The sequence below is a fragment of the Bradyrhizobium sp. 31Argb genome, from assembly GCF_043638955.1.
GTDB lineage: Bacteria > Pseudomonadota > Alphaproteobacteria > Rhizobiales > Xanthobacteraceae > Bradyrhizobium.
Map to the genome: position 1 here is coordinate 1 of NZ_JBEGDB010000224.1, position 13,611 is coordinate 13,611.

11 protein-coding genes are annotated in these 13,611 nt (G+C 61.3%); 6 read left to right on the forward strand and 5 right to left on the reverse strand.

From position 1 onward, the window contains the following. Nucleotides 1-115 precede the first annotated feature (115 nt). Entirely contained in the window at nt 116-700 is a 585-nt protein-coding gene (locus tag AAFX91_RS30955) for a DUF308 domain-containing protein (RefSeq protein ID WP_394569134.1), read from the forward strand. A gap of 185 nt (nt 701-885) precedes the next feature. Here the strand turns inward: AAFX91_RS30955 and AAFX91_RS30960 are convergent, their stop codons facing one another. The 3 genes from AAFX91_RS30960 to rfbA form a co-directional block, all read right to left on the reverse strand. Further along, a complete protein-coding gene (locus AAFX91_RS30960; RefSeq protein WP_394569135.1) occupies nt 886-2,205 on the reverse strand; it encodes a UDP-glucose dehydrogenase family protein in 1,320 nt (439 codons plus the stop codon). A 153-nt stretch (nt 2,206-2,358) separates the two neighbouring features. After that, on the reverse strand, nt 2,359-3,426 hold the full coding sequence (gene rfbB / locus AAFX91_RS30965) for a dTDP-glucose 4,6-dehydratase (protein WP_394569136.1): 1,068 nt from the start codon (nt 3,424-3,426) through the stop codon (nt 2,359-2,361). Nucleotides 3,427-3,438: 12 nt separating this feature from the next. Continuing rightward, nucleotides 3,439-4,314, reverse strand: a complete 876-nt coding sequence (gene rfbA / locus AAFX91_RS30970) for a glucose-1-phosphate thymidylyltransferase RfbA (RefSeq protein WP_130584238.1) — start codon at nt 4,312-4,314, stop codon at nt 3,439-3,441. Nucleotides 4,315-4,597: 283 nt separating this feature from the next. Between rfbA and AAFX91_RS30975 the strand changes: the two genes are divergently transcribed. Further along, on the forward strand, nt 4,598-4,855 hold the full coding sequence (locus AAFX91_RS30975; RefSeq protein ID WP_394569137.1) for a hypothetical protein: 258 nt from the start codon (nt 4,598-4,600) through the stop codon (nt 4,853-4,855). A 48-nt stretch (nt 4,856-4,903) separates the two neighbouring features. Here the strand turns inward: AAFX91_RS30975 and AAFX91_RS30980 are convergent, their stop codons facing one another. After that, nucleotides 4,904-6,049, reverse strand: coding sequence for a hypothetical protein (locus tag AAFX91_RS30980; RefSeq protein ID WP_394569138.1), 1,146 nt, complete (start codon nt 6,047-6,049; stop codon nt 4,904-4,906). 765 nt (nt 6,050-6,814) lie between these two features. On the opposite strand from AAFX91_RS30980, the gene AAFX91_RS30985 reads away from it, so the two are divergent. Next, the gene (locus tag AAFX91_RS30985; RefSeq protein WP_394569139.1) at nt 6,815-7,201 is read left to right on the forward strand and encodes a hypothetical protein; all 387 of its coding nucleotides are present in this window, start codon (nt 6,815-6,817) and stop codon (nt 7,199-7,201) included. A 189-nt stretch (nt 7,202-7,390) separates the two neighbouring features. Beyond that, nucleotides 7,391-7,825 carry a hypothetical protein gene (locus AAFX91_RS30990; protein ID WP_394569142.1) on the forward strand — a complete coding sequence of 145 codons (435 nt, stop codon included), beginning with the start codon at nt 7,391-7,393 and terminating at the stop codon, nt 7,823-7,825. A gap of 59 nt (nt 7,826-7,884) precedes the next feature. Here AAFX91_RS30990 and AAFX91_RS30995 read toward each other — a convergent pair whose 3' ends face one another. Then, complete coding sequence (locus tag AAFX91_RS30995) at nt 7,885-8,754, reverse strand: VOC family protein (protein WP_394569140.1); 870 nt, start codon at nt 8,752-8,754, stop codon at nt 7,885-7,887. A gap of 875 nt (nt 8,755-9,629) precedes the next feature. Here AAFX91_RS30995 and AAFX91_RS31000 point away from each other — a divergent pair. Further along, entirely contained in the window at nt 9,630-11,876 is a 2,247-nt protein-coding gene (locus tag AAFX91_RS31000) for a TOMM precursor leader peptide-binding protein (RefSeq protein ID WP_394569141.1), read from the forward strand. 94 nt (nt 11,877-11,970) lie between these two features. Then, complete coding sequence (locus tag AAFX91_RS31005) at nt 11,971-13,344, forward strand: SagB family peptide dehydrogenase (protein WP_394569143.1); 1,374 nt, start codon at nt 11,971-11,973, stop codon at nt 13,342-13,344. Nucleotides 13,345-13,611 lie beyond the last annotated feature (267 nt).

Below are 13,611 nucleotides of genomic sequence, written 5' to 3' on the forward strand. Positions count from 1 at the left end.
TCCTGCCACCCGAAAACTTGCCGATCCTCGAATGGCTCGGTATCAAAACGTCAAAATCACTGTGATGAACCACTAGTAGGTATAGAAAACTGTCTACTAGTCCAGAGGAGAGCAGATGACAGTCCGCCCAGCACACTCCGCCCTCAGCAAGCAAGAGCAATGGCTGAAGGTCTACTACTTTGCCCGAACCGCATTCTCCGCAGCCTGGGTGGCTGCGGCGTTCACGGTCGGACAACAGTCCTCGTCGATCGCAGCGATCCTTCTCCTGACCTATCCTGCGTGGGATGCGGCGGCCAATTATGTCGACGCATCGCGCAGCGGCGGATTGGCTGAGAATCGCACGCAGGCCCTCAATGTCGTCGTGAGCCTTGTGACGACAGTGGCCGTCGTTCTGGCTTTGCTGACGAGCATGAACTGGGTGGTCGGGGTGTTCGGTGCATGGGCGCTTCTTTCCGGACTGCTCCAACTTGGCACCGCAGTCCGGCGGTGGAAGAGTTACGGCGCACAATGGGCAATGGTGCTTAGTGGCGGCCAGTCAGCCGTGGCGGGCGGTTTCTTCATCGCGCAGGCTCTGCTGCCGACGCCGCCGTCAATCGCCAACCTGGCGGGCTATGCTGCCGTGGGCGCCTTTTACTTTTTGATTTCGGCGGTGTGGCTGACCGTGGCCGGACTGCGCCGCAAGTCCGCGCGGACCTCCTAAAGCGCGATGAGATGAGGATGAATCGTCATCGCGCTTTAGGTTATTGTTTGAGCATGATCTCCGCGCAAACGCTTCGCGTTTGTCGCGAGGGAAAACCGCTTCACACTTTTCCGGATCATGCTCTAACAAACGGACGAGCAGTGGCAACTGCGTTCACCCGCAGATTCAAACAGAGCCATCACGCTTTAGCTCGACGACGGCGTCGGTCTGCCCACGCTTTCGTACTTGAATCCGTGAGCGATGACGTCGCTTGGCCGATAGACGTTGCGGAGGTCGATGATGGCCGGATTGGCCATCTTCTGCTTCAAGCCGTCCAGATCGAGTGCGCGGAATTGCTCCCACTCGGTCACGATCACCAGCGCGTCGGCGCCCTCGGCGCAACTATACGGGCCGTCACAATAGGTGACGTCAGATAGTTCGGAGCGGGCCTGTTCGATGCCTTCCGGATCATAGGCCCTGATCTTTGCCCCCAGATCCTGCAAGGCCGTGATCAGCGGGATCGATGGCGACTCCCGCATGTCGTCGGTGTTGGGCTTGAAGGTCAGGCCGAGCAGCGCGACGGTCTTGCCGCGCAGCGACCCGCCAAGCACCGAGACGACCTTGCGCGCCATCGCGCGCTTGCGGTTTTCATTCACGGCCAGCACCGCTTCGACGATGCGGATCGGCGCTTCACAGTCCTGTGCCGTCTTGATCAGGGCACGCGTGTCCTTCGGAAAGCACGATCCGCCGAAACCGGGGCCGGCATGGAGGAACTTGGTGCCGATGCGATTATCAAGGCCGATGCCGCGCGCGACCTCCTGCACATCGGCGCCGACTTTCTCGGCAAGATCGGCGATTTCGTTGATGAAGGTGATCTTGGTCGCGAGAAAGGCGTTCGCGGCGTACTTGATCAGTTCCGCGGTGCGGCGGCCGGTGAACATCAGCGGCGCCTGATTGAGGTAGAGCGGACGGTAGATCTCGGAGATGGCCTTTCTGGCCCGCTCGTCATCCGTGCCGGCGACGATCCGGTCGGGATGCTTGAAGTCCCTGATAGCCGCGCCCTCGCGCAGGAACTCGGGATTGGAGGCGACCACGACGTCGGCGTCGGGATTGGCTTCGCGAATGAGTCGCTCGACCTCGTCGCCGGTCCCGACCGGAACCGTCGATTTGGTGATCACCACCGTGAAATCCTTGAGGCTGGCCGCGATCTCGCGCGCCGCCGCGTAGACATAGCTGAGGTCCGCGTGACCATCGCCCCGCCGCGACGGGGTTCCGACCGCTATGAAAACGGCGTCGGAATGGGAGACGGGATCGGCGAGGTCGGTCGTGAACGACAGCCGTCCGGACCGCGTGTTGGTTTCCACCAGCCGATCCAGATCCGGCTCGAAGATCGGAATCTCTCCCCGCTTCAGCGCCGCAATCTTCTCCGCATTCTTGTCAACGCAGGTGACTTGATGCCCGAAGTCCGCAAAGCACGCGCCAGAGACCAGGCCGACGTAACCCGTGCCCACCATCGTTATTCGCATATCGGATCCTGAAAGCTCTTCTTAAGTGGATCGCCTACCGCAAGGCGCACGTGGATGCGTCACGCTGTGACTTGAACGGTCATAGCTGAACCATTTCCATGATGACCAAATGACGGTCAAAGGCAATCCCCAGCCCGTTTGCGGGGTTTGGGCCTATCCCAGCCCGATGCGGGCGCGTTGGTAGCCTCGATCGAGGATGGCCTGCCACCAGGGACGATTGTCACAAAACCAACGCGCCGTTTTCGCAATGCCGCTCTCGAATGTTTCCAGCGCGTTCCATCCCAATTCGCGTTCCAGCTTGGAAGCGTCGATGGCATAGCGGCGGTCGTGGCCGGGGCGGTCGGCGACGAAGGTGATCAGGTCGCGGCGGCAGGCGCCTTGTGCGCGCGGTGCGATCTCGTCGAGGAGATCGCAGATGGTTTCGACCACATGCAGGTTGGTGCGCTCGTTGCGGCCGCCGACATTGTAGGTCTCGCCGACCGCGCCGCGCTCGAGCACCAGCGTGAGCGCCTTCGCATGATCCTCGACATAGAGCCAGTCGCGGACGTTCTTTCCGTCGCCGTAGACGGGCAGGGGCTCGCCGGCCAAACCCTTGATGATCATGTGCGGAATCAGCTTTTCCGGGAAGTGATAGGGGCCGTAATTGTTCGAGCAGTTGGTGACCAGCGTCGGCAGTTCGTAGGTCTCGCGCCAGGCGCGCACCAGATGGTCGGAGGAGGCTTTGCTCGCGGAGTAGGGCGAGTTCGGCGCGTATGCCGTGGTTTCCGTGAAAAAGCCGTCGTCGCCGAGCGAGCCGAACACCTCGTCGGTCGAGATATGCAGGAAGCGGAATTGCTCACGCTTCTCGGGCGAGAGCGTGCGCCAATGGCGTAGTGTTTCCTGCAGGATGGTGAAGGTGCCGACGATGTTGGTCTGGATGAATTCACCGGGGCCGTCGATCGAGCGGTCGACATGGCTCTCGGCGGCGAGGTTCATCACCGCGTCAGGCTGGTATTTTTCGAACAGACGACGAAGGCCTGCGCCATCACAAATGCACTGCTTCTCGAAGCTGTAGTTCAGGTTCTGAGCGGCGCCGGGCAGCGAATTGGGGTTCGCCGCGTAGGTGAGCTTGTCGATATTGACGACACGGGCATGGGTGTCGCGCAGCAAATGACGCACGACGGCGGAACCAATAAAACCCGCGCCGCCGGTGACAAAAATGGTCGAGCTCTTGAAACGCATGATGAGCTGCCTCTAATGCTCGAAAGAACGATAAACCGACATTAAATATTCGCCGTAGCTGCTCTTGGCGGTCTTCTGCGCCACCCTGGCGAAGGCCTGGAGCGAGATGTAACCCTGGCGCAGCGCGATCTCCTCGGGGCAGGCGATGCGCAGGCCCTGTCGCTGTTCGAGGATCTGGACGAAATAGCTGGCATCGACCAGGGACGCGTGCGTGCCGGTGTCGAGCCAGGCAAAGCCGCGGCCGAGCACCTCGACATAGAGGTCGCCGCGCGCGAGATAGGCATTGTTGACGTCAGTGATCTCGATCTCGCCGCGCGCCGATGGCCTGACCTTGGCCGCGATGTCGACGACGTCGTTGTCGTAGAAGTATAGCCCGGTGACGGCGACGTTGGACTTCGGCTGCTTCGGTTTCTCCTCGATCGAGAGTGCGCGGCCGCTGCCGTCGAGTTCGATCACGCCGTATTGCTCGGGCGTCTTCACGACATAGCCGAACACCGTCGCGCCCTTCTTGCGTTGCGAGGCCGCGGACAGCATCTCCGGCAGGCCGTGGCCGTAGAAGATGTTGTCGCCCAGGATCAGTGCGACGGGATCTGTGCCGATGAACTCCCGGCCGACGATGAAGGCGTCTGCAAGTCCGCGCGGCGTCTCCTGCGTGGCATAGGAAAAACGCACGCCGATCTCGCTGCCGTCGCCGAGCAGCCGCTGAAACAGCGGCTTGTCCGGCGGCGTCGAGATGATCAGGATGTCGCGGATGCCGCCCAGCATCAGCGTCGACAGCGGATAATAGATCATCGGCTTGTCGAAGACGGGCAAGAGCTGCTTTGAGACCACCGTCGTCGCCGGGTAGAGGCGCGACCCCGTCCCACCGGCGAGGATAATGCCCTTCATGGTCAATCCGATTTAAATATGAAGCGGGTTATAAATAATCCGATTTCATTATAAAAATAAAGCCGAATATAATATGAATATTTATTGCTTCGATTAATTTGATGGTATTATTTTAGGGGTGTCATCGAGCCGGGCTTCCCGCCGTGCCAGTTTGGCGCGTTTGCGTGGCGATTTCGGAGTTGATATGCCACTCATGGGACGTGGCGCTGGACCAAGAACGCGCTGACCGTTGACCAGATTTCAACCGGTCCCGGGACCGGTAAGACACGTGGGTTGCGCTATGATGGCCAGGGCTAATCTCGTCGGCTTGATCACTGCTTTTGTTGTCTTGTGCGCATGCAATACCCAGGCGCATGCGATTTCCGTCGAGGTTGCGCGGGCCTGCGATGCCCTGGTGGCCAAGACGTTTCCTCCGCGCCAGATCGGCAACCCGGCCGCCGGCAGCGCCAAGGGGACGGGCAAGGATCAGCGGGAATTCTTCAATAAGTGCGTCGCGAACGGCGGCAAGATGGATGCCGAACCTGCTAAGGACGCGAAGTAGCCAATCCCTTTCAGCGCTTGCAATCCCTTTCAGCGCTTGCAATCCCTTTCAACGCTTGGAAGGCTTTTGCTCGCGCGTCGGGCAGGGCGAATAGAAGGCGCCGTTGGCGGCGTTGAAGCGCTCGACGCATTGATTGGGATCGGTCACCTGTCCCGACACCGAAAAGTCATATCCGATCCCCTTGACGACCAGGACGTATCGGCCGGGTGACAGGACCAGGCCGTCATTCTCCGGTTGTATCAGCAGCATCTTGGGCTGGTCGTCGACGGGACCGATCTTGAACGGAAAGGATGCGCTGCGAATAACCCAGGAGTCCCCGCCTGGCGTCATCTTCGCCGTGCCGGTGCTGTCGACACCCATCGTGCGCGAGACTTTGGCGACGACGCGAACTTCGACCGGGCCGGCGGAATCCGGACCCAACTCCGGCCTGAACGTAATGAATTTGACATCTCCGCCCGGAACGCTGGTCTGGGGCGGCGTCGGGATCGCGGCTGAAATGGCAACCCGCCGGTCCGGGACCTTGCCCGGCAGCACTTTCAACTCCTGCAGTTGCCTGTCGCTCAGGACGAAAACGCCGAACGTGCTGGGAAGCGGAAACCTGTGTTCGGCCGCGGGAGCAGGGGGAGCGGCTGGTGCCTCGGCCGCTGCCTGCGGACGCTCGATTGGCGCGGTTTCACGCGGCGCGGGAGGCGCGCTCTGTGCCGGCGCGGGCGGGGGGCGGTGCAGGAGCGCGGCAATACTGGACCGTGCCGATGGCCAGTAGAAGACGGCCGCGCCAGCGATCGCGAGAACGAGGAATACCGCTGCCAGCCGAATGGCCGTACCGAAGACGCCCGATCGTTTTGATTGGTTGAAGGGAGAGGGCGCCGCAGTCGGGCGCTGCGGCAATTGTGGCTTGGCCGTGCCTGGGCTGGTGGGCGACGCGGGCGGTACGACTTCCTGGCTTCGCTCGGCAGAGAAGCGTTCGACCTCGCCGATCGCGCTTTCGAGCACCTCCATGGTCTGCCGCGAATGCCTGGCGTCGCCATGTCCGAATTGCTCGAGCAGCCTGATGCGGGCCAGTTCATAGACCAGCTCACGCATTTGCGCCGGATCATTGGCGACGGACTGCACCCGCGCGGAGAGAATGCGAATGAACTCCGCCCTCATCGCCGAATTTTGTGCAGTGTCAGACGGGTCGCCGGAAGCAGTCATTGCAATCGATCAAACATCTTCCCTCTGCCTAGCAGCAAGAGCGCGGACCTCAAAGTCCGATGCATGATCTGTGGATGCCGCCACCGTCCGCCTGAGGACGGATGGACATAAGGCGCTTGCTTTTGCCGGAAAACCTGCAACATTCCGGGGAGTCATTCTTTAATCGGTACTTGATATGCGCGGCGTCCTGCCAATTTTGTGTCTTTCAGTAGTTTTGATGCAGCCGGCACTGGCGCAGGGCATCGAGGATCCGCCGAATTATCCAATGTCGGCTTCGCAGCGCGCGCAGAAGGCGCAGACAGGTCAGAGCGCGTCACGGCCCACGGCGATCCGCAACGTTGCAACCGGTAGCCTGCCGGCGGGCATGGCCGTCCAGCGGGTGTACCGGGACGGCAAACTTGTCGCACTCCCGCGATATTAGATCGCGGGAACCGTAGGCGGGCTTAGGCGTTTCTCGTCGCTCAGGAGGCAAGGCGATGAAGGGCGTATTGTTGTTCGCGGCTGTATTGATCATCCCATGCGCCGCTGCCGCGCAGGGGGTCCGAGACCCGTCGACCCCGAGCACGAACCAGGTCTTCACGGTAAATCCACCTCAGCAGCCTGCGCGTCCGACCGCGACGCCCAACGTACCGACCCAGATACCCTCGCCACCGCTAGGGGTACGGCGCGCGATACCTTCTCGAAGCGGCGTGCGGGGAAGCGGCGGCCATAGCGGCGGCGTATATTAAGGCGCACCTATCTCCGGTTGCGCGCGGTGGCAGCAGGATGAGCGGATTGAAGTCGGCGGCCACCATCATCCTTGCGCTCAGCATCCTTGATGGCGCAAGCCTGTCCCAGGCTCAGGAAGATGTCGCGGCCAGCGCCACCGATGATGGTCTGCTGCAGCCCGAAATATCCCGCAACGCGTGGCGGCAGAGGATCGAGGACGCGAAGATAAGAGCGCGGGAAGTCGCGCGCGAGAGGCGGGAGCACCCCGAGCTCTACATGCCGATTCCCGAAGATCCCGACCTCATCGCCACCGAGCGCGTGCTCAACGACGAAAGCCTGCAGACCGGCGACATCGTCTCAACCAACAAGGGACTATTTGTCTTCCGCGGCCGTATCGACCAGCCGCGGCGCCAGGAGGATTTCGTCCCTTTGTCCGCGCGATGAGCCCGGTGGCAGGGCCGCGTTGGCTGGCTGGTCGCCAGCAGCCGGGTTTTGCCGGCCGGCGCGGCCTGCACATAAAGAACCCAAAGCGAGGTGCTTGACGCGAGCCTGGACAACTCGCACATCCGAGCGAACCGTCCAACGAACGCCATCAACGCCCACGATTTTGCGCTGCAAATCGGTCAGAAAATTATGGCCTCACGCCCGAGCACCCGCATCGCCCGAAAAGCCCGCCACAAAGCTGAGGCGGATTTTGCCACTTGGCTCATGATGGCCAAGCTCGGTAGCTTCGATGACTTACCTCCAAATGCGCAAGCGTTCCTGCTTGACTATCGAGCCAGGCTTGAGCGGATGAGCGAGGCCGAGTCGAAGGTGGTGGCGGTTCGCGAAGTCTACGCCAGCTATTATAGCGAGATGGGCGGCCTTGGCCCGGCGCCAGAAATGGAAGCCCTCGTGACGTCAGTGGATGACGGCGCCGTGCGGTCGCAGGGACAGCGTAAGCCACAGCCCGCTCGGCTGGCCGCGTCCGCCCCCGACAGGCCAGCCGTCCGAAAATCCGTGCCGGCCCTGCTAATTTTCGCAGCCATGGTGGCTCTGATCGTCGCCTACAAATTTCTGATGAATTAGAGCGTTTTCGAGCGAAGTGGACACCGGTTCGCGTGAAGAAAACGCGTCAAAACAAGAATCTAACGCTTCGGCTTGGGGAGCACCATCCTGCCCTGGGAAACAACGCCACCCCACTTGGCGGACCAACCGACTTCCGAGGCGGAGGGCCGCTCGGCGACTTTCTGACCCCGAGCACCCTGCAGCGCAAACAGCGCGCCCTGGGGATCGACACATCGCGCGATCCAGCAGCCATCAGGCAATTCGATCGGCCCCTGGAGAATCCGGCCTCCGCCAGCATTCACGCGCTTGGCAGCCGCGCCGATATCGTCGACATTGAAATAATAGAGCCAAAACGGTTGCGACACGCTCGGAAGCTTGGTGAGCATGCCCCCGATCGTCTGTCCGGCCGCCGAAAACAATTGATACAAATCTGTGGGATCGGTTTCAGCGTTGGCCTTCTGCCAGCCAAAAAGTTCGCCGTAAAAATCAAAGATCTTGTTCCGGTCTTCAGCCAGCAACTCGTGCCAGCCCACACGCCCGGGCTCGTCCAACCCGACGGGTTGCCGTTGGCCATATGTCAGCCCAGCGACCAGCGCAAAGGTCGCCCTTTGCGGATCGGCGACCACTGAAATTCGGCCGATATTGCTGCCCGTTGGCGGTAGCAAGATAGCGCCTCCAAGACGCCTGATCTGTGTGGTTGTCGCATCCATGTCATCGACTGCGACGTAGCCGACCCATCTCGGCGTCGCCCCCAATCGCCGCCCCTCTTCCGGGAGATCCATAAGCCCGCCAACCGGAACGTCGCCGGCAGCAAGCACCGTGTAGGTCAGTTCGGGGGTCGACGCATCCTTCACACCCCAGCCAACGACCTCGCCATAAAAGGCACCTGCTGCCGCGACGTCCGTGGTCAGGAGTTCATACCAGGCGAAATGTCCGAGTTGATTGATCAAGCCAATTTCTCCGCTCAAGCCTGGCGACGATTGCGCACTGCATCAAGTCGCGCGCGTTGCAATCCGCGCTGCGGTGCGGACCTTCGTTGCGATCGAAGAAAATGCGGCGACTTCGTTCATGAAGATGAATGCTATCTGAACGAGTGTCGTTACATTTTCGTGTGTGCATCAATCTTGCCTGCCTTATTTGCTCGGCGTAGGATCACTTAAACGAAGATCCTTCTTGCAACGTTGGAGGATGCGACCATGGCGCGGGTGAAGCAAGCTTCGAAAAAGAGGCGAGTAACCAAAACCGCCGTACCGGCGCTAGGAGTCGCCGGACTAACTTTTTCGCTAGCGGGGAGCGCATCGGCAGCGGCCGTACCAACGGGCGACGTTCAACAGAGGCCGAATTTCTCACCTGGCTTGATGATCACGCTCGGTGAAGAGGAACTTGCCGACGTCAGCCTCGCCACCTTCCATCTCTTCGACAACGAAAACCTCGGCAGCGGCGTGCAGCTAGCCCAGCGCGGCTGCGGAGGCTGCCGTGGATGTGGTGGCTTCCGGGGATGCGGTGGCTTCCGCGGATGCGGTGGTTGTCGCGGCTGCGGAGGCTGTGGATGCAGATCCTGCCGATGCGGCTTCGGATGTGGTGGCTGTGGCATTGGAATAGGGGTAGGAGTGCCATGGATAGCCTGCGCGGGTTGCTGCGCATCCTGGGGTCGGTGCCGCTGGTGCTAGGCTGCGGCGCTTCCTGATTGTGTACCGACAAGCCACGATTTCATTGGCCGGGCTCGCGATCGACCCGGCCATTTTCTGTTTTCATTACAACGCTCGCGGCTCGCCGTGCGCGGGCGATCTGAAATGACAGGCAACAGGATCCGCGTGCTGACCCGATGAAAGCCAATCGCAAGACCTCTGTTGCGAAACAGACCCGCAAAGACATTTTGCGGTTCGCGCCAAACTTCACCGCCTATGTGCTTCCTCCCGACGCGGTCTGCCTCTATTCCGAGGATCGCAAATTCTTCCTGCACGGCGAGCTCTATTGCGCGCTGGCCACGGCGATCGGAAAAAATGGAAGAGCGGCGCCGGAGCTCATTCGCCAGCTTTCGAAGAGCTTCCCGCCCGACAAGATCGAGGAAGCGATCAAGCGGCTGCTCGAGCGCCGATATGTCGTGACGGCAGCATCGCACGGATTCGCAGGCGCTGTCGCTGGATATTGGGCGAGCCTCGGCCTGCCTCTCGAGCTCGCGGAACAGAATCTCCGCGATTGCCCGGTGCAGGTGGAATCGATCGATGTCAAAGGCGCGAGCGAACTTACCGCCGCCTTGAGCAAACTCGGCGTTCACTTCGCCAAGCGTTCGCCTAAGCTCGTGATCACGCTGGTGAACGACTATCTTGACCGGCGGTTGGCTGAGATGAACCGCGAGCGCGTAGCCGACAAGACGCCCTGGCTGCTGGTGCAGCCGTCGGGTGTGTTTCCGCTGGTCGGACCCGTGTTCAAACCGGGCGAGAGTGCCTGCTGGACGTGTCTGTTCGATCGCATGATACGCAATCGGGAGATCAAGGGGTTTCTCGACCGCGGACTGGCGCGTGCGGTCGCCGTATCGCCTCTGGTCAACGACACCATCGGGCAGACCGCCATCCACTTCGCTGCCGTCGAAATCGCGAAAGCGATTGCCTCCGGCTTTCGCACGGATCTGCGCGATCACATTGCAAGCTTCGACCTGACCGGTGCGGTCATCGCCAAGCACTATGTCGCGCGGCGCCCGCAATGTCCCACCTGCGGCAGCAAGAAGCTGCAGAGTCCGCGCCGGGCGGCGACGCCGATCGAGATTGCCGAGGGCAGAAAGCTCATCATGACCAGCGGCGGATACCGCACCGTGACGTCTCGAGCCACCGTGGCGCGTTTCCGCAAACATGTAAGCCCGCTGACCGGCGTGGTGACGCGGCTCGAGCGGATCGAGGCCGATCTGCCGATGAACACCAATTTCTACGCCTACCACAATTTCTCTGCGCCGGCCCAAAGCATCGACCAGCTCAGATCGGGACTGAGCGGCGGCAGCTTCGGCAAGGGCTCCACGGCCGAGCAGGGCGAGGCCAGCGCGTTGATGGAAGCAATCGAGCGCTACTCGGGCATTTTCCAGGGTGACGAGATCACGACGGAGCGCCGCTTTATCGATTTCGCTCCCGGCGACGCCGTTCTTCCCAACGACGTCCAGCTTTTCAGCGAAGCACAGTTTCAAAGCAGACATGCCCCGTCACCGGACGATTCACATCCGGTTCCTGAGCCGCTCGATCCCTCGACCAAGACCGAGTGGTCACCGGTCTGGTCGTTACGCGACAAGCGCTTCAAATATCTTCCGACCGGCCTCTTGTACTTCTTCTATGGCGGCTTCCATACCGATTCCAACGGATGCGCGGCCGGTAACACCCGCGAGGAAGCCATCGTTCAAGGCTTCCTCGAACTGGTCGAACGCGATGCCTATGCCATCTGGTGGTACAACCGGCTGGAGCGTGCCGAAGTCGACCTCAAGCAATTCGACGATTCCTATGTGCAGGATCTGCAAGCCCAGTTTGCCGATGCCGGACGCAGGCTTTGGGTGCTCGACATCACCAGCGATCTCGGCATTCCCGCTTACGTGGCAATCACGCACTGGATGCAGAACGGGCACGAAAATATCGAGTTCGGTTCCGGCGCGCATTTCGATCGCCGCATAGCCCTGCTGCGTTCCCTCACCGAGCTGACCCAGTTCATGTCAATCGGCTTGATGGGCGGTGGAAGCGGCGAGAAGCCGACGCTTGACGGTGTCACGCCGCTGCGCCTGGAGGATTATCCATTCCTGATCCCCAGCGACAATCCGATCGTCCCGCCGGCGCCGAGCCTTAAGGTTCACGACAATACGCGCGACCAGGTCAATGCCTGCGTCGAGATCGCCACCGGCGCCGGATACGATTTCCTCGTGCTCGACCAGACGCGGCCCGACGTCGAGGTCCCCGTCGTCAGAGTGCTCGTTCCAGGTTTGCGGCATTTCTATCGCCGCTTCGCACCGGGCCGGCTTTATGATGTTCCGGTGAAGCTTGGATTACTGGATCGCCCGCGACTGGAAAGCGAACTCACTCCGTTCCTACCACACACCTGAGGGCTGGTCTTTGGTGCGCGCTCCCCGGAAAAAGCCAACCAGGAAGATCGCGCCACTCATTGCTATCAGATTGAACGGTCGTTTCTCCCTTCATATGCAGGCGGATGGAAGCATCGCCACCTCCCTGGGCGACTATTCGGTCAATCTGGGAACATTCAGCGCGGCCGCGATGGACCGCGCGGGACATCTGGCTACCGGTCTGCCGCTCGCTTCCTTTGCCGGCAAGAGCGCGCTTGCGAGGGAAGTCGACGTCCTGGTGCATCGACTGGCGCGGCACGGGCTTGTCGAATACCGCCTGTCCTCTCCGCGTGACGAGCAGGACCTCGTGGTCATCGAGCCGCAGGTCGCTGGATACTGGCCGCAATGCGCAAAGCTGGGCAATGGTGACACCGTCGTGTTGTCGCGCTTCGCCTATCTGCGCCGGCGCGGCAACGAGATGGTGCTGGAATCGCCGCGCGCCGGCGCGCTGTTTCGGATTGGCGATCCCGCCATCGCGGCCACCCTCGCTGCACTGTCACGGCCGCAAAAGATCAGCAAGCTTCGCCGCCACGCGGCCTCCTTCAACCTCGATCTCCTCGCACTGCTGCTCGACAGCCAGATCCTGCTCAAGCTCGACGCGAAGAGCGGCGAAGGCCTTCGGTTGAATGAAGGCGACGGCAATCTCGTTCTCTGGGACTTTCACGATTTCCTGTTTCATACGCGGAGCACGGAAGGCCGGCATGCCAATCCGCTTGGCGGCACCTTCGCCTATGCGGACGCCGTTCCACCGCTGCCCGCGGTGCGTCCACCCTGGCCGGGAAAGAAAATCGATCTGCGCAAATTCTCAACGTCGGAGCCGATCTCACCCTTCGCGAAGCTGTTGCGCGAACGCCATTCGATACGGGATTTCGACGACGAGCACCCGATCACGCTCGCCGAGCTCGCGCAGTTTCTCGACGCTACAGCCCGCGTCCTTTCGGAATGGAGCGGAGCGAATTTCGACGGCGGTCCCGAAGTGACCTACAGCACACGGCCCTATCCGGCGGCGGGTAGCGCCTACGAGCTGGAATTGTACCTGGCTGTCTCGAACTGCGAGGGGCTGCCACGCGGACTTTACCACTACGACGCGGGTGGCCACGCACTGGTAGCGATCGGCGCTTCAGCCCAGCAACTCCATGCGCTCTCGACTGCGGCCGAGTTTGCCATGGACGCGCCCGGCCCGCCGCAGGTCCTGATCACGATCGCCGCGCGCTTTGGGCGGATCTCCTGGAAATACAGCTCGATCGCATATTCGCTGATCCTGAAGGACGTTGGCACCCTGATCCAGACATTCTACCTGGCGGCGACTGATATGGGCCTTGGCGGCTGCGCCATCGGCACCATCAACATCGATCTGTTTGCAAAAATGACGGAGCTCGAATTTCATGTCGAGAGCCCGGTCGGCCAATTCGCACTCGGACGCGGCAAGAAACCGCTGGCCGCAAGCTAGAGAGGCAACGGAAGGAAGCGAACTCCTTCTTGAGCCGGGTGAGGACCTGCCGCTGGGCCCCGGCGGTGTGGCTTCAGCGCCTCCGCGGCATGTGTTGGAGCAGGTCTACAGTGGAATCGGCTTGCGGTTCCTCCCCGCGCGGCGTAATTTTCAACTACACGTAGATCATTCGGAAGCAATCTGTCGGGTTCGGCCTAGGCCGTGTGGACAGTTACCTTATCCAGAGCAGAGTGGCGGCAATGGCGACGACGGCGAAGTAGTTTCGCG

What these genes read in the sequence shown, in the direction of transcription:
- AAFX91_RS30985 (WP_394569139.1), top strand. Translation starts at nt 6,815, where the DNA reads ATGAGCGGATTGAAGTCGGCGGCCACCATCATCCTTGCGCTCAGCATC.
- AAFX91_RS30990 (WP_394569142.1), top strand. Translation starts at nt 7,391, where the DNA reads ATGGCCTCACGCCCGAGCACCCGCATCGCCCGAAAAGCCCGCCACAAA.
- AAFX91_RS30975 (WP_394569137.1), top strand. Translation starts at nt 4,598, where the DNA reads ATGGCCAGGGCTAATCTCGTCGGCTTGATCACTGCTTTTGTTGTCTTG.
- rfbA (WP_130584238.1), bottom strand. Translation starts at nt 4,314, where the DNA reads ATGAAGGGCATTATCCTCGCCGGTGGGACGGGGTCGCGCCTCTACCCG.
- AAFX91_RS30955 (WP_394569134.1), top strand. Translation starts at nt 116, where the DNA reads ATGACAGTCCGCCCAGCACACTCCGCCCTCAGCAAGCAAGAGCAATGG.
- AAFX91_RS30980 (WP_394569138.1), bottom strand. Translation starts at nt 6,049, where the DNA reads ATGACTGCTTCCGGCGACCCGTCTGACACTGCACAAAATTCGGCGATG.
- AAFX91_RS31005 (WP_394569143.1), top strand. Translation starts at nt 11,971, where the DNA reads ATGCAGGCGGATGGAAGCATCGCCACCTCCCTGGGCGACTATTCGGTC.
- AAFX91_RS31000 (WP_394569141.1), top strand. Translation starts at nt 9,630, where the DNA reads ATGAAAGCCAATCGCAAGACCTCTGTTGCGAAACAGACCCGCAAAGAC.
- AAFX91_RS30960 (WP_394569135.1), bottom strand. Translation starts at nt 2,205, where the DNA reads ATGCGAATAACGATGGTGGGCACGGGTTACGTCGGCCTGGTCTCTGGC.
- rfbB (WP_394569136.1), bottom strand. Translation starts at nt 3,426, where the DNA reads ATGCGTTTCAAGAGCTCGACCATTTTTGTCACCGGCGGCGCGGGTTTT.